Origin of the sequence: Nonomuraea sp. NPDC005730, assembly GCF_040630865.1 — a bacterium.
Lineage (GTDB): Bacteria > Actinomycetota > Actinomycetes > Streptosporangiales > Streptosporangiaceae > Nonomuraea.
In genome coordinates this window covers 1-21542 of record NZ_JBEXYK010000101.1, presented here as the reverse complement: position 1 = coordinate 21542, position 21542 = coordinate 1, and the positions used below count along the sequence as shown (strand labels likewise).

Annotated in this window: 22 protein-coding genes; 14 read left to right on the top strand and 8 right to left on the bottom strand. The window is 72.6% G+C overall.

Annotation, left to right across the window (positions count from 1 at the left end):
* Window positions 1-217 precede the first annotated feature (217 nt).
* A complete protein-coding gene (locus ABZ444_RS49510; RefSeq protein WP_358011885.1) occupies window positions 218-985 on the top strand; it encodes an SAM-dependent methyltransferase in 768 nt (255 codons plus the stop codon).
* Between the two features lie 63 nt (window positions 986-1048).
* Here the strand turns inward: ABZ444_RS49510 and ABZ444_RS49505 are convergent, their stop codons facing one another.
* Entirely contained in the window at window positions 1049-1900 is an 852-nt protein-coding gene (locus ABZ444_RS49505) for a LysR family transcriptional regulator (protein ID WP_358011882.1), read from the bottom strand.
* A gap of 26 nt (window positions 1901-1926) precedes the next feature.
* On the opposite strand from ABZ444_RS49505, the gene ABZ444_RS49500 reads away from it, so the two are divergent.
* On the top strand, window positions 1927-3360 hold the full coding sequence (locus tag ABZ444_RS49500) for an MFS transporter (RefSeq protein ID WP_358011879.1): 1434 nt from the start codon (window positions 1927-1929) through the stop codon (window positions 3358-3360).
* On the opposite strand, the gene ABZ444_RS49495 is transcribed toward ABZ444_RS49500, so the two are convergent.
* Window positions 3326-3700: a thioredoxin family protein gene (locus ABZ444_RS49495; protein WP_357969115.1), complete on the bottom strand. Its 375-nt coding sequence runs from the start codon at window positions 3698-3700 to the stop codon at window positions 3326-3328. The two genes, ABZ444_RS49500 and ABZ444_RS49495, sit on opposite strands and share 35 nt — an antisense overlap.
* Before the next feature lie 150 nt (window positions 3701-3850).
* On the bottom strand, window positions 3851-5548 hold the full coding sequence (locus tag ABZ444_RS49490; protein ID WP_358011877.1) for an ExeM/NucH family extracellular endonuclease: 1698 nt from the start codon (window positions 5546-5548) through the stop codon (window positions 3851-3853).
* A 106-nt stretch (window positions 5549-5654) separates the two neighbouring features.
* Here ABZ444_RS49490 and ABZ444_RS49485 point away from each other — a divergent pair, with 106 nt between their 5' ends.
* Window positions 5655-7025 carry a pentapeptide repeat-containing protein gene (locus ABZ444_RS49485; protein WP_358011874.1) on the top strand — a complete coding sequence of 457 codons (1371 nt, stop codon included), beginning with the start codon at window positions 5655-5657 and terminating at the stop codon, window positions 7023-7025.
* 53 nt (window positions 7026-7078) lie between these two features.
* Window positions 7079-8242, top strand: a complete 1164-nt coding sequence (locus ABZ444_RS49480) for a hypothetical protein (protein ID WP_358011872.1) — start codon at window positions 7079-7081, stop codon at window positions 8240-8242.
* Between the two features lie 97 nt (window positions 8243-8339).
* On the opposite strand, the gene ABZ444_RS49475 is transcribed toward ABZ444_RS49480, so the two are convergent.
* From ABZ444_RS49475 to ABZ444_RS49465, 3 genes are read right to left on the bottom strand one after another with little or no spacing between them, the layout of a single operon-like run.
* Window positions 8340-8771 carry an SRPBCC domain-containing protein gene (locus ABZ444_RS49475; protein WP_357969103.1) on the bottom strand — a complete coding sequence of 144 codons (432 nt, stop codon included), beginning with the start codon at window positions 8769-8771 and terminating at the stop codon, window positions 8340-8342.
* Window positions 8764-9090, bottom strand: coding sequence for a metalloregulator ArsR/SmtB family transcription factor (locus ABZ444_RS49470; protein ID WP_358011870.1), 327 nt, complete (start codon window positions 9088-9090; stop codon window positions 8764-8766). Before ABZ444_RS49470 ends, ABZ444_RS49475 begins: the two co-directional genes overlap by 8 nt.
* The gene (locus ABZ444_RS49465) at window positions 9087-9440 is read right to left on the bottom strand and encodes a VOC family protein (RefSeq protein ID WP_358011867.1); all 354 of its coding nucleotides are present in this window, start codon (window positions 9438-9440) and stop codon (window positions 9087-9089) included. Before ABZ444_RS49465 ends, ABZ444_RS49470 begins: the two co-directional genes overlap by 4 nt.
* 104 nt (window positions 9441-9544) lie before the next feature.
* On the opposite strand from ABZ444_RS49465, the gene ABZ444_RS49460 reads away from it, so the two are divergent.
* The gene (locus ABZ444_RS49460) at window positions 9545-10228 is read left to right on the top strand and encodes a permease prefix domain 1-containing protein (protein ID WP_358011865.1); all 684 of its coding nucleotides are present in this window, start codon (window positions 9545-9547) and stop codon (window positions 10226-10228) included.
* Here the strand turns inward: ABZ444_RS49460 and ABZ444_RS49455 are convergent.
* Window positions 10220-10567 (bottom strand): helix-turn-helix transcriptional regulator, encoded by a 348-nt coding sequence (locus tag ABZ444_RS49455; RefSeq protein WP_357969095.1) that lies wholly within the window; start codon window positions 10565-10567, stop codon window positions 10220-10222. The two genes, ABZ444_RS49460 and ABZ444_RS49455, sit on opposite strands and share 9 nt — an antisense overlap.
* A gap of 89 nt (window positions 10568-10656) precedes the next feature.
* Between ABZ444_RS49455 and ABZ444_RS49450 the strand changes: the two genes are divergently transcribed.
* The 8 genes from ABZ444_RS49450 to ABZ444_RS49415 all read left to right on the top strand — a co-directional run bounded on the left by ABZ444_RS49450 (window position 10657) and on the right by ABZ444_RS49415 (window position 18666).
* Window positions 10657-11826: a cytochrome ubiquinol oxidase subunit I gene (locus ABZ444_RS49450; protein ID WP_358011863.1), complete on the top strand. Its 1170-nt coding sequence runs from the start codon at window positions 10657-10659 to the stop codon at window positions 11824-11826.
* A 10-nt stretch (window positions 11827-11836) separates the two neighbouring features.
* Window positions 11837-12601 (top strand): cytochrome d ubiquinol oxidase subunit II, encoded by a 765-nt coding sequence (locus tag ABZ444_RS49445; RefSeq protein ID WP_358011860.1) that lies wholly within the window; start codon window positions 11837-11839, stop codon window positions 12599-12601.
* Window positions 12602-12608: 7 nt separating this feature from the next.
* Window positions 12609-14345, top strand: coding sequence for a thiol reductant ABC exporter subunit CydD (gene cydD, locus ABZ444_RS49440; RefSeq protein WP_358011857.1), 1737 nt, complete (start codon window positions 12609-12611; stop codon window positions 14343-14345).
* The gene (gene cydC, locus ABZ444_RS49435; protein WP_358011855.1) at window positions 14342-16021 is read left to right on the top strand and encodes a thiol reductant ABC exporter subunit CydC; all 1680 of its coding nucleotides are present in this window, start codon (window positions 14342-14344) and stop codon (window positions 16019-16021) included. The genes cydD and cydC overlap by 4 nt, the downstream gene beginning before the upstream one ends.
* 81 nt (window positions 16022-16102) lie before the next feature.
* Window positions 16103-16723, top strand: a complete 621-nt coding sequence (locus tag ABZ444_RS49430) for a hypothetical protein (RefSeq protein WP_358011852.1) — start codon at window positions 16103-16105, stop codon at window positions 16721-16723.
* Window positions 16720-17043, top strand: coding sequence for a transcriptional regulator (locus ABZ444_RS49425; RefSeq protein WP_358011849.1), 324 nt, complete (start codon window positions 16720-16722; stop codon window positions 17041-17043). Before ABZ444_RS49430 ends, ABZ444_RS49425 begins: the two co-directional genes overlap by 4 nt.
* A complete protein-coding gene (locus ABZ444_RS49420; protein WP_358011846.1) occupies window positions 17040-17933 on the top strand; it encodes an ABC transporter ATP-binding protein in 894 nt (297 codons plus the stop codon). Before ABZ444_RS49425 ends, ABZ444_RS49420 begins: the two co-directional genes overlap by 4 nt.
* The gene (locus tag ABZ444_RS49415; protein ID WP_358011844.1) at window positions 17926-18666 is read left to right on the top strand and encodes an ABC transporter permease; all 741 of its coding nucleotides are present in this window, start codon (window positions 17926-17928) and stop codon (window positions 18664-18666) included. Before ABZ444_RS49420 ends, ABZ444_RS49415 begins: the two co-directional genes overlap by 8 nt.
* Window positions 18667-18736: 70 nt before the next feature.
* Here the strand turns inward: ABZ444_RS49415 and ABZ444_RS49410 are convergent, their stop codons facing one another.
* Window positions 18737-19972 carry a trypsin-like peptidase domain-containing protein gene (locus ABZ444_RS49410; protein WP_358011841.1) on the bottom strand — a complete coding sequence of 412 codons (1236 nt, stop codon included), beginning with the start codon at window positions 19970-19972 and terminating at the stop codon, window positions 18737-18739.
* A 134-nt stretch (window positions 19973-20106) separates the two neighbouring features.
* On the opposite strand from ABZ444_RS49410, the gene ABZ444_RS49405 reads away from it, so the two are divergent.
* Window positions 20107-21111, top strand: coding sequence for a tyrosine-type recombinase/integrase (locus tag ABZ444_RS49405; RefSeq protein ID WP_358011839.1), 1005 nt, complete (start codon window positions 20107-20109; stop codon window positions 21109-21111).
* The last annotated feature ends 431 nt before the right edge of the window (window positions 21112-21542 follow it).

Sequence of the window (21542 nt, the reverse complement as noted above, 5' to 3'; positions counted from 1 at the left end):
TACGCGGTGGACCGCGATTTCGAGGACATCGAGGCCGTAATCGCCGGGGCGGGCGGGTCGGCGCACCTGAACGGCACCTCCGGGGGTGTACCAGGGTGACCCGGTTCCGCGCGGCGCGTGTTCGTGACGCGCCGCGCGGGCAACCGAACCGAATTCCGGTACGGGTGGTGGCGGCGGGGCTATGATCACCCGAAGGACCGAAATTTCGGGAGAAATCGTGGACAGTGCCCCTGAGGGGGTCGACCCCAACGTCCCCAACGTCGCGCGGATGTACGACTACTACCTCGACGGCAAGGACAACTTCGCGGCCGACCGCGCCGCGGCGGAGCAGATCCTCAAGGTGTTCCCCAACACCAAGGAGGCCGCCCGCGCCAACCGGGCGTTCCTGCAGCGGGCCGTGCGGCATCTGGTGGACTCGGGCGTACGGCAGATCGTCGACCTGGGCGCCGGGCTGCCGACCCAGGGCAACACGCACGAGATCGCGCCCGAGGCCCGCGTGGTCTACGTCGACTACGACTCGGTGGTGTGCGTCCACGGCCGGGCGCTGCTGGCCCGTACGGACAACGTCGACATCCTGCAGGCCGACATCCGCGAGGTGGACACCCTGCTGGACAAGCTGGGCGCGCTGGTCGACTTCGACCAGCCGGTGGCCTTCCTCATGCTGGCGATCCTGCACTTCATCCCCGACGAGCAGGCCCACCCGATCGTGGCCCGGCTGCGCGAGGTCAGCGCCCCCGGCAGCCACCTGGTGATCAGCCACGCCATCGACGCCAGGCCCGACACCACCCCGCAGGCCGTGGAGGTCTACAACCAGGCCACGGCCGCACTGAGCCTGCGGACCGACAAGGAGATCCTGGCCTTCTTCGAGGGCTACGAGCTGGCCGACCCCGGCCTGGTCTTCCCCCAGGACTGGCGTCCCACCGAGCCGGCCGCCCTGACGAACGGCACCGACGTCGGCTACGTCGGCGTCGCCCGCAAGCCCTGACGGACGGCCCGATCGCGGCCCCCGGTCAGGGCCCGCAGTCTGGGCCCCCGGTCAGGGCCCCGGTCAGGGCAGGGCCGCCAGGAGCTGCCGCACCCGGGCCGTCGGCGGTCCGGCCGGCACGGCCAGGTAGGTGCGCACCTCGGGCTCGTCCAGGCCGGCGTAGGCCACGCCGCGGATCGGCGGCAGCTCGTCGAAGACCGGGTAGAACAGCGTCCACGACGGCGGGCCCGAGGCCAGGTCGATGAGCGTGTCGTGCAGGCCGGTGAAGGCCGGGCCGCGCGGCGGGTCCACCCCCGCCACCGCCAGGGCCCCGGTGACCAGGTCGTGGAAGGGCGGGTTGCGCTCGCGGGGGGCGAGCCGTACGGGCAGGTCGCCCAGCTGGGCGAGGCTGAGCGTGCCGGAGCCGGCCAGCGGATGGCCGGCGGGCAGCGCCACGACCAGCGGCTCGGTCCAGGCGGGGAAGAACTCCAGGCCGGGCGCGGCGTCCACGAGACGCACCAGGGCGGCGTCCAGGTCGCCGGAGCGCACCGCCGCCAGCCGCTCGGCCAGCCCCTGCTTGCTGAGCCGGACCCGCAGGCCGGGGTCGAGCCGGTCGAGCATGGGGTACAGGCGGGTGCCGGGCGCGGCCGACACGCCGAGCCGCAGGGTGGCCTCGGCCAGGTGGCCGGTGACCGCCCGGCGGGCCCGTTCGGCCGCGGCGAGCACCTCGCGGGCCTCGGGCAGCAGCCGCTCCCCCGCCTCCGTCAGCCGTACGTGCCGGGTCGACCGGTCGAACAGGCGCGCGCCCAGCTCGCGTTCCAGCCTGCTCACCTGCTGGCTGACCGCGGGCTGCACGATGTGCAGCCGCTCGGCGGCCCGGCCGAAGCCGCCCTCGTCGGCGACGGCGACGAAGTAGGCGAGCTGCCGCAACTCCACTGTGTCTCCATTCATCATGATCTGTGATGACTGTCCAGGAGAACGTCTCCTGGTTCGCCCGCTCTTCCCGCGATGGACTGACCCGCATGAACGGGAGTGGATCGATCGGGATCAGGCTGGGCGCGCTCTTCGGCCCGGCCGTGTTCGGCGTCACGGCGGCCGGGGTCGCCCTGCCGGACGTCGCCGCCGCCTTGGGGGCACGTCCTGGCGCGGTGGTGTGGGTGCTGACCGCGCACGCGCTGGCGCTGGGCATCGGGACGGCGCTGTTCGGGCGCCTGTCGGACGCGTGGGGGGTGCGCCGCACGTTGCTGCTCGGCTCGGCGGTGCTGGCGTCGGGCGCGCTGGCCTGCCTGGTGGCGCCGTCGCTGGGCGCGCTCGTGGCGGCGCGGGCGGTGCTGGCGGCCGGGTCGGGCGCGCTGTCGGCGGTCGCGCTGAACCTGGCGGCCACGGCCGAGCCGGAGCGGCGCCAGGCGGTGCTGGCCTGGTTCGGCAGCGCGATGGCGGTCTTCTCGGCGGGCGCGACGCTGGCCGGCGGGCTGGTCACCCAGGCGTTGTCGTGGCGGCTCACGCTCGCGCTGCCCGCGCTGGCGCTGGTGGCGGTGCCGTTCTGCCTGCCGGTGGCGCGGCGGGCGGGATCGGGCGGCCGGGTGGACGTCGTGGGCGTGGGGCTGCTGGCGGCGGGGGTGTCGGCCTTCCTCGTGCTCGTCCAGTCGGCCAACCTGGGGCTGACCTGGCCGGTCGCGGCGCTGGCCGGGGTGGTGGCGGTGCTCGCGGGGGGCGCGCTGGTCCGGCGCACCCGTACGGTCGCTGGCGGGTTCGTCCCGCGGGACCTGCCGGCCGACCCCGTCTTCCGCGGGGCCGCCCTGATCGGCGTCGGCGTGTACGGCGGCCTGTTCGCCACCATGTGGGCCGCCCCGCAACTCCTGGCCGGGGTGCACGGGTGGAGCGTGCTGACGATCGGCGCCTGGCTGCTGCCGGGCGCGCTGGTGGGCGTGGTGCTGGCCAGGATCGCGGGCACCCGGTCGTGGCTGCTGCCCGCCGTGGCCGCGGCGTTCGCGCTCTGCCTGGTCGCGGCGGGGCTCGCCGGAGCGTTCACCGGCGGGCAGGGCGCGCCGGCGGCGTGGGCCGCGGTGCTGCTGGTGGTGGCCGCCTCGCTCGGGTTCCCGGCGTTCTCGCTGGCCCAGGTGGTGATCACCGGCCGGATGTCGGCGAGCTACCCGGTGGAGCGGCGCGGCGGCGCGATGGGCCTGCTGAACCTGACGTTCTTCGTCGGCGGCGGGATCGGGCTGGGTGTGGCGGGCGCGCTGTCACGCCTGGCCGGGCTGCCCGGCACGCTCGTGGTGATCGCGCTGTTCCCGCTGGCCGCCGCCCTCGCGCGGGCCGGGGGACGCGAGGGCCCCACCGTGCAGGCGGGGCCCGCCGAGGTCAGTTCTGCTCGGCGTTCTTCAGCTCCTCGCTGAGCTCGGCCCTGATCGCGTCCATGTCGAGGGCGCGGACCTGGCGGATGAGGTCGTCCAGGGCCGGCGCCGGGATCGCACCGGCCTGGGCGAAGACCACGATGCCGTCGCGGATCGCCATCAGCGTGGGGATCGAGGTGATGTCGAAGCCCTGGGCGAGCGCCTGCTCCGCGTCGGTGTCGATCTTGCCGAAGGTGATGTCGTCGTGCTTGTCGGAGGCCGCTTCGAAGATCGGCCCGAACTTCTTGCACGGCGGGCACCACGTCGCCCAGAAGTCGAGCAGCACGATGCCCTTGTCGGCGATGTCGTTGAAGTTCTTCTCTGTTACTTCGATGGTCGCCACAAGTGGCTCCTCGCTCCTCGGTGAAATTGCAACCGTGTCAACCACGTACCCCCCACCAGCATTCCATGCCCTGGAGGCCCGCAAGCCCGCTGCGGCGGGCGATCCGGAACGCCGGAAGGCGCGGCCCGCGGGCCGCGCCTTCCGCAGGGGTCAGTGGCCGCCGGGCAGGGTCAGGCCGATCACCAGGGGGTCGTGGTCGGAGGAGCGGTAGGCGTCCGGCTGGTAGAGGCCGGGCGGGTTGAACTCGGTGTTGTAGTCGCGGATGCGCGGCTCGTCGGAGTTGATGTGCCAGATCGTGGTGCTGGTCACCCGCTTGAGCAGCTGCTTGCCGGCGAAGGCGTGGTCGAGCTCGCCGGCCAGGCCGTCGAACAGGTAGCTGTAGCGCTGCGCCTCGGGCACGAACCGCTTGGTGAGGCTGGTCAGGCCGCCGGCCTCCAGCGTGTCGATCGGGTCCTCCTCGCCGTAGGCGTTGAGGTCGCCGAGCACGAGCGGGTTGGGCAGGTCCTGGTCGCCGATGATCCCGAGCAGCGCCTGCGCCTGCTTGACGCGGGTGGGGTTCCAGCAGCTCTGGCCGTCGCCCTGGTCGGCGTCGGGGCCGTCGGCCGGGCAGCTGCCCTTGGACTTGAGGTGGTTGACGATCATGGTGAACGGCTGGCCGCCACCCTTCCTGCGGAAGGTCTGGATCAGCGGCGGACGGCTGAAGACGGGGTCCTCCGAGGCCCTGGTCTCGCCGACCGGGGTGAGCTTGCCCGGCTTGTAGATCAGGCCGACCTGGATGAGGTCCGTGCCGGGGTAGGGGTGGCTGAGCGCCGCGTACGTGCCGGCGCCGACCTCGGCGTTGACGGCGTCCACGAGCGCCTGCAGCGCGGTCCGGCCGTTGTTCTCGACCTCCATGAGGGCGACCGCGTCGGCGTCCAGGCCCTTCAGCGCGGCCACCAGCTTGGCGAGCTGGCGCTGCTGCTCGTTGGCGTTGCTCGCGCCGCGCGAGCCGATGGTGGTGAACCAGTTGAGGGTGTTGAACGAGGCCACCTTCACGTTGCCCACCACCGGGAAGGGGCGCGGCGTGCGCGGGTTGGCGTCCAGGTAGGCGATCGGCTTGGTGGGCTGGAGGCGGTACTCGCCGAAGCCGTACCCGAGCACGCCGGTGAGGCCGGCGGCCACGGTGCCCGCCCGCGTGACGGGCGGCAGCGTCGCCGGGTTCTCCCGGTTGGAGCCGTCGTCGATGAGCAGCGAGCGGCGCGTGTCGCCGGCGGGGTCCACGCCGGGCCGGTCGGTGGGCTGGTACAGCCGCCCGTGCGCCGACACCGTGACCTCGCCGAAGCGGCCCAGGTTGTAGTTGTCGTCCACGGTGAGCGGCTGCGGGAAGGTGAGCAGCATGTTCTCGACGGCCTCCAGGCCGTCCGCGGCCGGGGGCAGCGTGTACGGCTGCGCCGCCACACTCCCGGTGCCGCAGACGTCCACGGCGGTGACCGGGGACAGCTCGGTCCAGCCGTTGAACTCGGTGGCCTTGCCGGTGACCAGGACGCGGTCGCCGGTCTTGACGTCCTTGAAGGACTCGCGGGCGAAGACGAACAGGCCCTCGGAGGTCCTCGGGTCGGCGTCCGGCCGCGGGTCCTGGAGGAAGAAGCCGCTGAGCTGGTCGGTCCGCTGGAAGTCGCCGGTCACGACGCCTTCGACCCGGACGGTCTGGCCGGTCAGGGGGCCGGTGTCGCCACTGCCCTGCACCTCGGCGACGCGGCGGTCGGCCGGGGTGTCACAGGGCGCCGCCGCCGTCTCGGCGAGGGCCGGGGTGGCGGTCAGGGCGCCCGCCACGAGGGCAGCGAGTACTGCTCGGGATAAAACGCGCATGACCGGCACTTTAGAGGGATTATTGCCCGCATATTTCCACACAAAAGTGGATAGAACATTAAATCATCGAACCTTGACATTGGCGGCACGCGGGTATGACCAGTGCATGGACTGGGTCACCTGCGCGTTTTCTGCTGCCTGCCCCGGAATCGCCCAACAGCCGTCCGGCCTGTGCCTGGCGCATCTGCCGGCCGAGGACCTGCCCGCCGTCCTCGCCCGGTTGTCCCCCGGCAGGCTGCTCGACCTCCGCGGCACCACCGTCAACGGCGACCTGCTGGCGCGGGTCCTGGAGGCGACGAGTTGCAGACCGGGCCGCGCCCGGCTCGACCGGGCCAGGTTCACCGGCGACGTCAGGCTGTCGGGCGTGACGTTCGCCGGGGACGTGTCGCTCGACGGGGCCAGGTTCGAGCGGCTCGCCTCCTTCTTCGGAGCTCGATTCGAGGGCAACGTGTCGCTGGCGGCGGCCAGGTTCACGCGCGAGCTGTCCTTCCACGGCGTACGCGTCCGGGGGCACGTCTCGCTCGACCGGGCCGTGATGTCCCGCGACGCGCTGTTCGGCCAGGCCGTCTTCGAGCACGGGCTCTCCTGCGAGGGCGCCCGGTTCGACGGGTACGCCACCTTCGACGACGCCCGCCTGGGCACCGGGGCCACGTTCCGCGGCGCCAGGTTCGGCCGGACCCTCTCCTTCCGCAAGGTGCGCGGGCAGGCGGGGTTCGACTACGCCCACTTCGCCGGGGACGCCTACCTGTCGGCCTCCGGCCGGCTCTCGGCCGCGCGCGCCCGCGCCGACGGCCTGCTCGACGTGACGGTCGCGCGCTGCGGGGTGGACCTGCGGCGGGCCGAGGTCTTCGGGGCCGCCACCGTGCGGCTGACCGACTCCAGCGCCGACCTGGAGGGCGCCGTGCTGCACGGGCCCGCCTCGGTGACCGGGAAGGGCCTGTCGATGCTGAGCTCGCTGCGCCAGGTGGACGCCGCCAGCCTCACGCTGACCGGCCTCGACCTGTCGGGATGCGGCTTCGCCGGGCTCACGCACCCGTCCGGGGTGCGGGTCAGGAACTGCACGTTCGCGCTCACGCCGCGCGGCGTGCGGGTCAGCCTGCGCCGTCCGATGCTGCGCTGGATCTCGCGGCGCAGCGCGCTGGCCGACGAGCACGCCCTGCGCGGCTGGGACGCCTCCGGCGGCTCGCCCACCACCCCCGACCTGCTGGCCGCACTCTACGCCGAGCTGCGCGGCCGGATCGAGGACCGCGACACCTCGGCGGACTTCGCCTTCGCCGCCATGGAGATGCGCCGCCAGGCCGGTGAGCACTGGTGGCTGTCGCTGTCGTGGCTGCTGTGGGGGTACGGCATGCGGCTCGGACGCGCGGTGGCCTGGTGCACGCTGCTCGCGGCGCTGACGGCGGCGGCGGTGTTGTGGAGCTCCACCTCGCACGCGGCCCGCCAGGCGGTCCACCACAACCCGGTCGTGCACCAGTAGCCGGGCCGAAATGCGGTGGCAGGCGGCGGATCGGGCTCGCTAGGGTCGCGCCGGTGAGTACCGATCCGCTGCCGCTGCTCTGGTTGACGGGCCCCACCGGCGCCGGTAAGTCCTCGGCCGGGTGGGAGATCTTCGACCGGCTCGGCCGGAGCGGCGTCAAGGCGGCGTTCCTCGACGCCGACCAGATCGGCCTGTGCCATCCGGCGCCGGAGGGCGGCCCGCATCGCCTGCGGGCGCGCAACCTGGCGGCCCTGTGGCCCGGGTTCCGGCGCGCGGGGATGCGCTGCCTGGTGCTGGCCGGTTTCGTGGACACGCCCGAGGAGGTCGGCGAGTACACCGCGCTGCTGCCCGGCGCGGCGTTCACCGTGTGCCGGTTGCGGGTGCCCCACGCGGAGCTGAGGGAGCGGTTCCTGGGGCGGGGCTGGCGTCCGGACCTGGTGGAGGACGCCGTGGCCGAGGCGGTCGCGCAGGACCGCAGCCGGTACGCCGACCTGTGCGTGGACACCGGCGGCCGGACGGTGGCCGGGACGGCCCGGCTGGTGCTCGACCGGCTGGGCGGATGGCCGCCGGCCGCCCCCGCCACCGGGCCGGTATCCGTGTCGGCACCCGCCCCGGCCGTTCCAGGCGCGTGGGGCGGCGGTGTCGCATCCGGTGTGCCGGTTCCCCTGTTGTGGTTCTCGGGGGCGACGGCGGCCGGGAAGTCGACGGTCGGCTACGAGGTCTTCAGCCGCGTCCACCGGTCGGGCGTACGGGCCGCCTACGTCGATCTCCGGCAGATCGCCGCGCTGCGCCCGTCCACCGAGGAGGAGGGCCACCGGCTCAGGGCACGCGGTCTGGCCGCCCTGTGGGACGGGTACCGGGCGGCCGGGGCCGGATGCCTGGTCGTCTCCGGCGGGGCGGACCCCGACGAGACCGTCCGCAGTTGCACCCGCCTGCTTCCCGGTCTGACGCCGACCGTGTTCCGGCTGCACGCCTCCCCCGCCACGCTGCTGGAACGGGTGCTGCTGCGCGGCCGGGGAGGCGGCCCGGCGACGCCCGGCGACGAGCTGCGGGGGCTCAACCGGGACGCGCTGCGAGCCGTGGCCGGACGGGCGGCGCGGGAGGCCGCCGCCCTCGACCTGGCGGGTGCGGGCGACGTGCGCCTGGACACCGACGGCCGCCCGCCGGACGAGGTGGCCTCGCAGGTCATGGCCCACCTCCGGCTTCCGTCGCAGTGACATTGCGCATTCACTCAACCACCTTGAGACGCAGCCCCGCGACCTGCCGTCCGGCACCACCGGCGAGAGGCCGCACGCGCACGGCCAGGAGCTCGGCTCAGAGGGTGGCGGCCAGGTCGTCGATGACGGTGAAGTGCCGGGGCCAGCCGCCGCCCATGATCCGGCGGGAGAGCTGCTGGGTGGGGTCGTCGGGGTCGAAGCCCTCGTGGTCGAGGAACAGCCGGGTGCCCCGGCCCTCCGGCACCAGCCGCCAGGTGACCGTCCAGTCGGCCTGCTTGCGGTCGCTCCAGCTGATCCGCAGCAGCTTCTCCGCCTCGAACTCCAGCACCTGGCAGTGGACCGTCCCGTCGAACCCCACCGCCTTCCTCGGCTGGGTGGTGAAGGTGAACCGGTGGCCCACCTCCAGCCGGAAGTCGTTGGGCATCAGCCAGCGGGCCATCAGCTCGGGATCGGTCAGCGCCCGCCACACCTTGGCCGGCGGGTGCTTGAGGAACTCGTCCAGCCTGATCGCGGTCCGGTCTTCAGCCATCGTCCTCGTCCATCTCGTCGAGCAGTGCGGAGAGGCCGGTCAGCTTCTCGCGCCAGAACCTCTCGTACGGGGTCAGCCAGTCGCGGATCTCCATGAGCGGCTCCGCCTCCAGCTGGTAGTGCCGTTCCCGTCCCTTGCGGGCCTCGGCCACGAGCCCGGCGTCCTTGAGCACCTTGAGATGCTCCGAGACGCTGGGCCGGCTCATGTCGAAGCGCTCGGCCAGCCGCCCGGCGGGCTGGGGGCCCTCCTGGAGCAGCAGGCGCAGCAGCTCGCGCCTGGCCGGGCTGGCCAGCGCGGTGAAGACGTGGTCGGCGGTCATGCCTGGCTGACCACGAACCCGTTGCCGGACGGGTCCCGGAAGAGGAGCTGGCGTCCCCAGGCCTGCTCGCTCGGCCCCTCGAAGGCGACGTCGTTCGCGGCGAGCCGGGCGGCCAGCGCGTCGAGGTCGGGCGCGGCCACCACGAGCCCGCCGACGGGGGCCATGTCGGGGAACCAGGAGGCCAGCAGGAGCGTGGTCGCCGCACCCTTGGGCGCGACGGTGAGCCAGCGGCCCATCGGGAACGGGTTGTCGGTGCGCACCTCGAAGTCGAGCACGCCGGTGTAGAAGTCGAGCGCCCGCGCCTGGTCGGCGACGGGCAGGGTGACGGTGAGGATCCCGGAAATCAGCATGTCGGACACTATATGTAGGATTTTTCCGACATATCAAGTCGCGGGGCGAAATATCGGGGACTTCCCTGATAGGCCATCGGCGGCGCACTCCGTAAACTGGGATCATGCGGATCGACGACTACGTGGCCGACCTCGATCGCGCGCTCTCCGGCCCGTCCGGCGCGAAGCGCGACCTGGTCGTCGAGGCCCGCGACAGCCTGTCCGACACCGCCGACGCCCTGGAGGCCGACGGCCTCGACCGCGCCGAGGCCGAGCGGCTGGCGGTCGCGGAGTTCGGCCCGGTCACCGAGATCGCGCCCGGCTACCAGAGCGAGCTGACCGCCGTGGCCGGGCGGCGCCTGGGCCTGCTGCTGTTCATCAGCGTCCCGCTGACCGCGCTCATGTGGTCGATGGTGTGGCGCACGTACCCCGCCGACCCGGCGCTGTGGGTGGGCCGTCCGGCCTGGTACCACCTGATCTCGAAGCTGCTCGACATCTGCCAGCTCGCCACCGGCCTGTACGGCGGCCTCGCCCTGCTGGCGCTGGGCCGGGGCGCGCGCTGGATCCGCCGCCCGCGCCTGGTGACCAGGTCGCTGGGCATCGTCGTGTGGGGCATGCTGCCACTCGGAGGCGCCATGAGCCTCGTGCTGTCCTACAGCGCCCCCGGGCCGGGCACGATGACCGGCTACCTGCCCGCGTTCCTGGCGAACCTGGTCACGACCGCGTTCTGGGGCCTGCAGATCTACGGCGCGACGCGCTGCCTGCGGGTCAGCCGCACCCGCCGGCCCGCCGCGGCCCCGTCAGCCTGAGGCCCGCGTGTCGGCCCGTGCGTCGGCCTGGAGCACGCCGCCGATCACGCTGGTGAACTCCCGCCAGGCCGACCGCTCCCCCTCGAGCTGTTTCCTGCCCGAGTCGGTCAGCCGGTACGTGCGCCGCTTGCGCCCGCCCACCGTGGCCCACTCGCTGGCCAGGTAGCCGACCCGCTCCAGCCGCCGCAGCGCCGGATAGACGGTGCCGGTGGGCACGCTCAGCGCGCCCCCGCTGCGCTCCTGGAGCGCCTCGATGATCGCGTAGCCGTGCAGCGGCTCCCGCTCCAGCACCGAGAGCAGCAACGCGTCCATGTGCCCGCGCAGCGCGTCTGGATTCATGCTCCAGATCCTAGACAACCGTTCGCCATGTAGCCAGTCTACATGTAGGCTGCCTATATGTAGGTAGACACAACAACGGAGTCGATCGAATGGACGTACTCGAACTCGCCCGCACGCAGTTCGCCGTGACGGGAAGCCTGCACTTCCTGTTCGTCGTGCTCACGCTCGGGCTGGCGCCGGTCGTGGCGCTCATGCACACCCGCCACGTGGTCTCCGGCAGCGCGCTGCACGGCGGCATGACGCGGTTCTGGGGACAGGTCTACGTCGTCAACTACGCCCTGGGCATCGTCACCGGCCTGGTGATGGAGTTCCAGTTCGGGCTGTCGTGGAGCGGGCTGTCCCACTACGCCGGAGACGTGTTCGGCGCGCCGCTGGCCATGGAGACGCTGGTGGCCTTCTTCCTGGAGTCCACGTTCCTCGGGTTGTGGATCTTCGGGTGGGGGCGGCTGCCCAAATGGCTGCACCTGGCCTGCATCTGGCTGGTGACGCTGACCGCGTACGCCAGCGCGTTCTTCATCATGGTCGCCAACTCCTTCCTGCAGAACCCGGCCGGTTCGGTGGTCAGGAACGGCCGGCTGGAGCTGGTCGACTTCGGCGCCCTGCTCACCAACAAGACGCTGATCTTCTCCTTCCCCCACGTCATCGGCGCCGGGCTGCTGACCGGCGGCCTGGTGCTGGCCGGGGCCAGCGCGTACCAGCTGCGGCGGCGCACCCGCGAGACGCTGTTCTTCGCCAAGTCGCTGCGCACGGGGGTCGGCGTGGCGTCGGTCGGCGCCTTCCTGGCCCTGGGCTTCGGGTACGCGCAGTTCGGCGGCGTCCAGGAGGGCAAGTTCGACGGCGACACGGGCGCCGGGGTGCCGCTCGGGCTCATGATCGAGTTCGGCCAGCTCCTGGGGTTCGTGCTGCTGTTCCTGCTCCTGCCGCTCATCTACTGGCTGCCGCGCTGGCGGTGGACGCACCCCGTGCTGATCGTGATGACCCCGGTGCCGTTCGTGCTGGCGATCCTGGGCTGGATGGCCAGGGAGATCGGCCGCCAGCCGTGGATGGTCTGGCACAAGCTCACCGTGGCCGACGCCCTGACGCCCGGCCTGACCTCGGGCATGGTCACGGCCTCGCTGATCGGGTTCGCCGGCGTGCTGGGGCTGCTGGCGGTCGTCGACTACGTCCTCATCGCCCGGGTCGTCCGGCGCGGCCCGCGCGACCTCGACCTCGGGGCGGTCCCCGCCGGCGCCGAGCCCGCCCCCGCGATGAGCTACTAGGAGTGCTGACATGGAAGTGATCTGGTTCCTGTTCTTCACGGTGCTGCTGGCCGGGTACTTCGCCCTGGAGGGCTTCGACCTCGGCGTCGGCCTGCTGCTGCCGGTGCTGGGCAGGACGCGCGGCAACCGCGACCGCATGGTGGCCGCGATGGCGCCGTTCGTGCTGGCCAACGAGGTGTGGCTGGTGGCGGTGGCCGGGACGCTGTTCGGGGTGTATCCGCGTCTGGAGGGCGAGGTGCTGTTCGGGCTGTACCCGCTGGTGGTGGCCATGCTGCTGAGCTGGATCGTGCGCGACGCCGGGCTGTGGTTCCGGCGGCGGCTGGACGGCGCGAGGTGGCGCGGCTTCTGGGACGCGATGATCGCGTTCGGGTCGCTGGGGTTGTCTTTCGGGTGGGGCATGGCGCTGCACGCCGCCGCCACCGGGTTCGCCTCCTCGCCGGTGCATCCGGTCGGGGTGCTGCTGGGCGTGCTGGTGACCCTGATGTTCGCCTTCCACGGATGGACGTTCCTGGCCTGGCGGGAGCCGGGCGCGTTCGGGGCCGCGCGTTCGGGGCGGGCGCTGCTGCTGTCCGGGCTGGTGGCCGCGCTGCCCGCGATCGGCCTGCTGGCGGGGGCGATGCCGTACTTGCTGGAGCACAGCGCGCCGGCGGCTACGTTGAATGTGCTCAGTGTCATGGCGTTGCCGTTCGCGCCGATCATGCTGGGCGCGCAAGTATGGGTATGGCGGACTTTCCGGCCAGGTAAGGGCGCCGTCCCACTCCCCTCGTTCTTCTGAAGGCCACGTGCACAAGGATCTTCTGCGGCTCATGCGGGCCGAGCGCTCGGTGCGCCGCCACCTGACCGTCACCATGGTCGCGGCCGTGCTGGCCGGGCTGCTCGTGCTCGCGCAGGCCGAGCTGCTGGCCGGCGTGCTGTCGGGCCGGTTCACCGCCGCCGCGCTGGGGGTGCTCGCCGCCGTCGTGGGCGTACGGGCGCTGCTGGCCTGGACGCAGGGCGTCTACGCCGGGCGCACCGCGACGGGCGTGAAGTCCGCGCTGCGCCACCGGCTGCTGGCCCGCCTGGGCGAGCTGGGCCCGTCCAGGCTGACCGGTCACCGGTCGGGCGAGCTGGTCACGCTGACCGGCCGGGGCCTGGACGGCCTCGACGCCTACCTGACCGGCTACCTGCCCTCGATCGCGGTGGCGGCCGTGGTGCCGGTGGCCGTGCTGGTCCGGCTGTTCACCGCGGACCTGGGCAGCGCGGTGATCGTCCTGGTGACGCTGCCGCTGATCCCCGTCTTCGGCGCGCTGGTCGGCATGACCACCAAGGCGGTCACCGAGCGGCAGTTCCACGCCCTGTCGCGGCTCGGCGGGCACTTCCTCGACGTGGTGCGCGGGCTGCCCACGCTGCGCGCCTTCGGGCGGGCCCGCTACCAGGCGACGGTCATCCGGCAGGTCGCCGACGCCCACCGGAGCGCGACCATGCGCACGTTGCGGGTGGCGTTCCTGTCGTCGCTGGTGCTGGAGCTGTGCGCGTCGCTGTCGCTGGCGCTGGTGGCGGTGCCGATCGGGCTGCGGCTGCTCGGCGGCTCGCTGGACCTGACGACGGCGCTGCTGGTGCTGCTGCTGGCGCCGGAGGCGTACCTGCCGCTGCGGGCCATGGGGACCCGCTTCCACGCCTCGATGGAGGGGGTGGCCGCGGCCGACGCGGCCTTCGCCGTCCTGGACGAGGCCGCCGGCGACCCGTCCGGCCCGGCCCGCCCGTACGACGGGCACGGCGCGCCGGAGATCCGCCTGGAGAACGTGACCGTCCGCTACCCCGGCAGGGACGAGCCCGCCCTGGAGAACGTGACGCTCACCATCGCGCCCGGCGAGCGGGTGGCGCTGGTCGGCGAGAGCGGCGGCGGCAAGAGCACGCTGCTCCACCTGGTCCTGGGCTTCCTGCGCCCGTCCGAGGGGCACGTCCTGGTCGACGGCGCCGACCTGCGTGAGCTGGACCTGGACAGCTGGCGGGCGGCCCTGGCGTACGTGCCGCAGCGGCCCCACCTGTTCACCACCTCCGTGGCCGACAACATCCGGCTCGGCGCGCCCGGCGCCACGCCGGCGGAGGTCCGGCGGGCGGCCGCCGCCGCGCATGCCGACTTCGTGGACGACCTGCCCCAGGGGTTCGACACCGTGGTCGGCGAGCGCGGCGCGAACCTGTCGGCCGGCCAGCGGCAGCGCGTGGCGCTGGCCCGGGGCTTCTGCCGCCCGGACGCCACCGCGCTGCTGCTCGACGAGCCCACCGCCCGTCTCGACGGCCGCAGCGAGGCCGCCGTCGTGGCCGCCACCGCGCAGCTGGCGCGGGGGCGCACCGCCGTCATCGTCGCCCACCGGCCCGCGATGATCGACCTCGCCGACCGGATCGTGCGGGTGCACGAGGGCCGCGTCGTCTCCGACACCACCCGCGACCGCCCGGCCCGTCCGGACGGCGGCCACGACGGCGACGGTCACCGGGAGCCGCAGAGCGTGGCCTCCCTTCCCGAGGGGAGCGCGCGATGAACCGGCGCATGGGCACCCGGCTGGCCTGGGCCGTGCTGGCCGGGGCGGCCGCCGACCTGGCCGGGCTGGGGCTGATCGCGGCCGCCGCCTGGCTGATCACCAGGGCGGCGCAGCAGCCGTCCCTGGCCGCGCTGAGCGTGGCCATCGTGGCGACCAGGGCGTTCGCGACCGGCAAGGGCGTCTTCCGCTACGCCGAACGGCTCACCGGCCACGACGTGGCCCTGCGCGCCCAGGCCGGCACCCGCGAACGGCTCTACCAGGCGCTCGTCCCGCCCCAGCGCCCCCGCCACGGCGGCGCCGACCTGCTCAGCCGCATGGTGGACGACACCGAGGCCGTCCAGGACCTGCTGGTCCGCGCGCTGCTCCCGGCCGCCGCCGCGCTGCTGACCGGGCTGGCCGCGGTCGCCATCGGGCTGTTCGTGCTGCCGATGACCGCGCTGGTGCTGATGGCCGGGCTCGTGGTGGCGGGCGTGCTGCTGCCCGCCGCGACCGCCGCCGCCGCGCGCCGCTGGTCGGCCCGGATCGCCCCGGCCAGGGCCGCGCTGGCGGCCCGCGTGGCCGACCTCGTGCACGGCTCGGCCGACCTGGCCGCCTACGGCGCGGGCGAGCGGGCGCTGTCCGGCGCGCTGGCCGCCGACGAGGCGCTGGCCGCGCTGGAGCGCCGCCAGTCGCGCGTGCACGCCGCCGCCCTGGCGGTCGGCACGCTGGCCCAGGGGCTGACGGTGGCCGCCATCGTGCTGCTCGCCCAGGGGGCGGGCGCCGGCTCCGTCGCCACGGCGGTGCTCGCGCTGACCGCGCTGGTGTCGTTCGAGCCGGTGCTGCCGCTGGCGGCGGCGGGCGAGCGCATGGCCGGGATCACCGCCGCGATCCGGCGGCTGCGCGAGGTCCGCGCCACGGCGCCGGCCGTCACCGAGCCCTCCACGCCCGCGCCCGTGCCGTCGGCTCCCCTGACGGTCGAGGTCGACGACCTCGTCGTCCGCCACCCCGACGCCGCGAGGCCCGCACTCGACGGCGTCTCGCTGCGCCTGACCCCCGGCCGCCGGGTCGCGATCGTGGGCCCGAGCGGCGCGGGCAAGAGCACGCTGCTGGCCGCGCTGATGCGCCTGGCCGAGCCCGAGTCGGGAAGCGTGCGCGTCAACGGGACCGACCTTCGCGACCTGTCCGGCGACGACGTCCGCACGCTGATGACCGGCCTCACCCAGGACCCGTACATCTTCCGCACCACCCTGCGCGACAACCTGCGCCTGGCCGGGCCGGACGCCGGCGACGAGCGGCTGGCGGCGGCCGTGCGGGAGGCCAGGCTGGGCCCGTGGGTCGAGCGCACCGGCTGGGACGCCGAGCTCGGCGAGGACGGCAGGACCGTCTCCGGCGGCCAGCTCCAGCGCCTGGCCCTGGCCAGGGCGCTGCTGTACGACCCGCCCGTGCTGCTGCTGGACGAGCCCGCCGAGGCGCTCGACGAGGAGACCGCCGACCGCCTGATGGCCGACCTGCTGGACGTCATCCGCGACCGCACCACCGTGCTGGTGACCCACCGGCTCAAGGGCCTGGAGTCGGTGGACGAGGTCGTGGTGCTCGACGAGGGCCGCGTCGTCCAGCGCGGGCGGCACGACGAGCTGGTGGCGGTGCCCGGCTACTACCGCGACCTGTGGGAGTCCGAGGCGCTGACCAGGCGCTAGCCGATCCTATCGCCCTCGCGTTGAGTTCGCGTCGTCATCAGGTTTATGATGCAAACCTGTTTGCAGGTAAGAGGAGTTGGCATGGTGGACGACGATCGAGCGCGCACCCCCGCGGAGACGCTGCGGCTGATCGAGCAGCAGCGCTCCGCCACGGTCCGGCGCCTGCACGGCGACCCGGTGCTGCTCTACGTGCCCTGGGGCGTGGCCTGGCTGCTCGGCTTCACGGCGCTGTTCCTGTACTACGGCCTCGACGGCGTCCCCTACGCGCCGATCACCCACCCGCAGGCGCTCATGGTGCTGTTCGCGGGCATGTCGCTGGCCGGGGCGATCGCGATCTTCGGCATGGTGAAGATGGGGGCGCAGGTCCGCGGCGAGACCTCGGCCAAGGGCATGATGTACGGCTACGCCTGGATGGCCGGCCTGGTCTCCATGACGGTGCTCGCCATCCGCTTCAGCCCCCAGCTCCCCGCCACCGAGAGCGGCCTGCTGTGGGGCGGCGGGTTCATGATGCTCGTCGCGCTGCTCTACATGGCCGGCGGCGCGATCTGGACGTACTGGCCGATGTTCTTCGTCGGCGTGTGGACGGCGGTCGTCAACGGGGTGGGCGTCATGCTCGGCGCCGGCTGGCACGCGCTGCTGACGGCCGTGCTGACCGGCGGCGGCTACATCGCGGCCGGCGTCGTGCTGCGGCGGCGGATGTGAGCCCCGACGCGGCCGTCCCCGAGCTCGACCCGGTGATCCACGCGCAGGCCAGGCTGCGGGTGGTGGCCACGCTCAACACCCTCGGCGGGCGCGACGAGATCGCGTTCCCCTCGCTGAAGGACCTGCTCGGGATGACGGCCGGCAACCTCTCGGTGCACCTGACCAAGCTGGAGGACGCCGGTTACGTCCGCATCACCAAGACCCACAAGGGCCGCACCCCCGTCACGTACGTCGCGCTCACCCAGCGCGGACGGCTGGCCTTCGAGGACTACACCAAGGCGATCCGCGCCTTGCTCGACAACGCTGGAGGAACCCCATGACGGCCCTGGCCAGAACGGTGGAGGTCACCCGCCGCTACGGGGACGTGCTCGCGCTCGACCGCGTCTCGCTCGACATCCGGGCGGGAGAGCTGGTCGGCCTGCTCGGCCCGAACGGCGCGGGCAAGTCCACCCTGATCAACCTGTTCGTCGGGCTGCGCCGCCCGACCTCCGGCACGGTCGAGCTGTTCGGCGGCTCGCCCCAGGATCCCGTGACGCGCCGGGGCATCGGCGTCACCCCGCAGGAGACCGGGCTGCCCGAGTCGCTGCGGGTCGGCGAGATCACCGACTTCGTGCGCGCCCACTTCCCCGACGCGCTCGGCAGGGACGAACTGCTCGACCGCTTCGGCCTGAACGACCTGGTCAAGCGGCAGGTGGGCGGGCTGTCCGGCGGGCAGAAGCGGCGCCTGGCCGTGGCGCTGGCCTTCGCCGGCCGCCCGCGCCTGGTGTTCCTGGACGAGCCGACGACCGGCCTCGACGTCGAGGCCAGGCGCACCCTCTGGGACGGCATCCAGGCCTTCCACGCCGAAGGCGGCACGGTCGTCCTGACCAGCCACTACCTGGAGGAGATCGAGGCGCTGGCCGAGCGCGTGGTCGTCGTCGGCCAGGGACGGGTCCTGGCCGACGACACCGTACGGGCCGTGCGCGACATGGTGGGGGTGCGGCGCGTCTCGCTCGACGCCGAGGACCTGCCCGAGCTGCCCGGCGTGCTCAGCACCGAACGCCAGGACGGCCGCGTCAGCCTGCTGACCACCGACCCCGACCGGCTGGTGGTCGAGCTGGTGCGCAGCGGCACCCCGTTCTCGGGGCTGGAGGTCAGGCCGACCACGCTGGAGGAGGCCTTCCTCACCATCACCTCGACCTCGCCCCCCAAGGAGAGCGCGCATGTCTAGCCTGATCGTGGCCCACACCCGGCTGCAGCTCGTCGAGCAGTTCAGGGTGCCCATCGGGATCCTGGCCAGTTCCATGTTCCCGGCCATCTCGATGCTGGCGTTCGTGGTGCCGTTCGCGGGCAGCGACCCGGTGGCGGCGACGTCGGCGACGGGGGCGCTGATGTTCTTCGGTGCCATGTCCTCGGCGGTGATCGGGCTCAGCGCGTCGGTCTCGCAGGATCGCGAGCAGCCCTGGGACCCCTACACCCGCACGCTGCCCGCCGGGCCGTTCCCGCGCCTGGCCGGGCGGATGGTCTCGACGGTGGTCCTCATGCTGCTGTCGGTGGTGCCGGTGCTGGTGGTCGCGGCCCTGCTGACCGAGGCGGTCATCACGCCGGTCCGGCTGGCCCTGGGGCTGGCCGCGCTGGTCGCCGGAGGGGTGCCGTTCATGCTGATCGGCCTGTTCCTCGGCCTGACGCTGCCGTCGAAGGCGGCGCTCGCGGTGGCGCAGATCGTCTTCTTCCCCGTGGCCATCGTGGGCGGGCTGATCCTGCCGCCGCAGATCCTGCCGGACATCGTGGAGGCCGTCTCGCCGTACGTCCCGTCCAGGGGCGCGGCCGAGCTGATCTGGGCGGCCATCTCGGGGGCCCGCCCGGACGGGATCGCGCTGATCATGCTGGGCGTCTGGACGGTGATCGCGGCGGCCGCCGCGACGTGGGCCTACCGCCGCGACGAGGGCCGGCGTTTCGCCTGATGGGGGGGTGTGCCGCCGAGTCCGCAGCGATCTCAACGGCACACCCGTCTCCGGGAGGGGGTCCTTGTGTTTACTTCTTCTCTTGGAGGGTGACGGTGGCCTCCGCGGACCGACCGTCCCTCATATATGTGATCTTGACCTGTTGGCCCGGTTTGAAACCTCTGACCTGTCCAACAACCGTATCGCCTGAGTCAACAGGTGTGTCCCCAATCTTGGTGATCAGGTCGCCCTCCTGCAGCCCGGCCTTGGCCGCCGGGCTGTCCGCGGTCACCTGCCGGATCAGCGCGCCGGGCACGTCGCCGGTGGCGTCGGTGACGCTCACGCCGAGGAAGGCGTGGCTGACCTTGCCGCTCTTGATGAGCTGCTCGGCGACCTGCTTGGCGGTGTTGACCGGGATCGCGAAGCCGACGCCGCCGCCGGCCGCGTCGGAGGCGATGGCGGTGTTGATGCCGACGAGCGCGCCCGCCGCGTTCACCAGCGCGCCGCCGGAGTTGCCGGGGTTGATCGCGGCGTCGGTCTGGATGACGTCGCCGATGGTGGTGCCCTCCACCGGGCTCTGCTGCTGCTCGCCGCCGAAGCCGGGCGGGAGCTGCTGACGCTGCTCGCCGCCCAGCTTGAGCGTACGGTTCAGGGCGCTGACGATGCCCCTGCTGACCGACCCGTCCAGGCCGAGGGGGCTGCCGATGGCCAGCACGTCGTCGCCGACCTTGAGTTGGTCGCTGTCGCCCAGCGTGGCCTTGGTCAGCCCCGAGACGTCCTCGGCCTTGATGACCGCGAGGTCGGTGGCCGGGTCGGTGCCGACGACCTTGGCCTTGGCCGTCTTCCCGTCGCTGAACTTGACCGTCATCTGACCCCCGCCCTGCGAGGCGCCGACGACCACGTGGTTGTTGGTGAGGATGAGGCCGTCCTCGGAGAGCACGACCCCCGACCCCTCGCCCGTCTGTCCCTGGATCATGACCACCGACGGCTGCACCCGCTCGGCCACCTCAGCGGTGGAGAGCTGGTTGGAGGCGGCCCTGAGCACCGGGCTCGGCGCGCTGACCACCTGCTGCGGCTCGGGCTGGAACGTGGTCGCGACGGCGGCTCCCACGACACCGCCGCCGATGGCCATCGCGGCGAGCGCGAGCCCGGCGACGGCCTTCTGCCCGGCGTTGAGCCGCGCCTTGACGGGGGTGGACGGCGGAGGAGGAGGCGGCTGCTCCATGACGATCGTGTCCCGCCGGGGGAAGCCCCCGGCGGCCGGCGGGGTGGCGCCGAACTGGCTCCACCCACCGGTGCCCTGCTCGCGAGGCTCGTTCGCGTTCATCTGTCATCTCCCTCAAGTCCCTATGACTCAAGGGTGCCAAGAGGGGCGTAAGAGCTGGTTAAGGCGGTGATCGGAACTCTGTGAGACGACTCACTCACACCTTATCTGCGCTGCTCACGGGCCCATTTGTCCGCATGAAAGAAGAAAAGGATCTTCGAACCGTTTGCATGCGGGTGATGGCCAGCATAATCGGCGCTCTTCGGCGTAAGCAGATTGCCGTCTGTCCCCCCGTACCGGAGGAGGCGCAGCCATGTCCCCAGTCGTTCCCATCACCGCCGCGCGAGGCCGCGCCAGCGGCGCGCTCCCAGAACAAGAGCGCGAACACCATCACGACGTACCTGCGGGCCGCCAACCGGTTCGTCGACTTCCTGGCCGGGCAGAACGAGCCGGCCGACGCCGAGGGCGTTGGCGCCGAGGGCGTTGGCGCCGAGCAGGTGCGGGCGTGCCTGGTGCACGAGCAGAACGAGCGCGGCATCCCCATCGCGGTGGCTGCGCACGCCTACCTTGCCGTCTTCTTCTTCTGGTTGATCGAGGAGACGGAGCGCTCCACGGTCTCCCCCATGCTCGCCAAGGACCGCCCCAAGGCTCCGTCCAAGGTCCGCCAGTACGTCTCGCTGGAGCAGTTCGGCGCGCTCCTGGAGGTGTGCCGAGGTAGCGACTTCGCGGTGAGACGCGACACCGCCATCGTCCGCATGCTGTTCGACAACGGCATGCGGGTCAGCGGTCTGTGTGGCCTGCGCCTTGACGACGTAGATCTGCCAGGGCGACGGCTCCGCATCACCTTGAAAGGCGGAAACGAGCATTGGGCGCCCATCGGCGGTGCCGGGCCCGGATGCGCAGGTACCGGTCGATTGCCCGGGCTGTCTTGTCCGGTGGTGAGCCTTGAGTGGCTGTGGCTCGCAGTGAGGCACCACCAGCGCCTGGTCGTGAACGGCGTCCAGGGCATGCTCAAGAGCCGCGCGGAGGCTGCCGGGGTAATCGGACCTGCACCCGCACCGAGAAGCCTGCGCCCGGTCCTCGCGGATCAGGCGGCGGCGTTTCGCCTGTTCAGGGCGGCTTCGCGTGCGCAACGGAATACGCCTACCTGCGCTCGCGAGCAAGACTTAGTGCGTCGAGCGCTAACGACATGCCTTTCCTGATCATGTGAGGATCGCCGTAGTCGACGATCGGAGAACCTCTTTATCACGTGGAAGCGTGCTGTCGGTGTCGCGGGGATCACCCTGGCGCTCGCTGCCCCCACCGCCTTGACGACGTCGCCAGCCGCCGCGTCCTCATCCATGGCTGAGTGGCATTTTGACGGGTACTACCCCTCCACCACGCAGGGCTACAACGAGTGCCATAGGGACGGTGTGCGATGGGGGCGCGGCTACGAGTGCCGGTGGTACCCGAGCAGTTACGGAGACCCTCCGCAGCCGCACTACGAACTGTGGCTCCTCTACTGAGCACCTGCCCCAGAGCGGTGCGACACCAGGACCTCTAGATCCAACGCCGTTCAGTTAGCGTCCGGGCGGTGGTGTCAAGGGCTGGCCGGGATCATGTTGATGCTGATGGCAGCCTTGTAGGTGGTCCG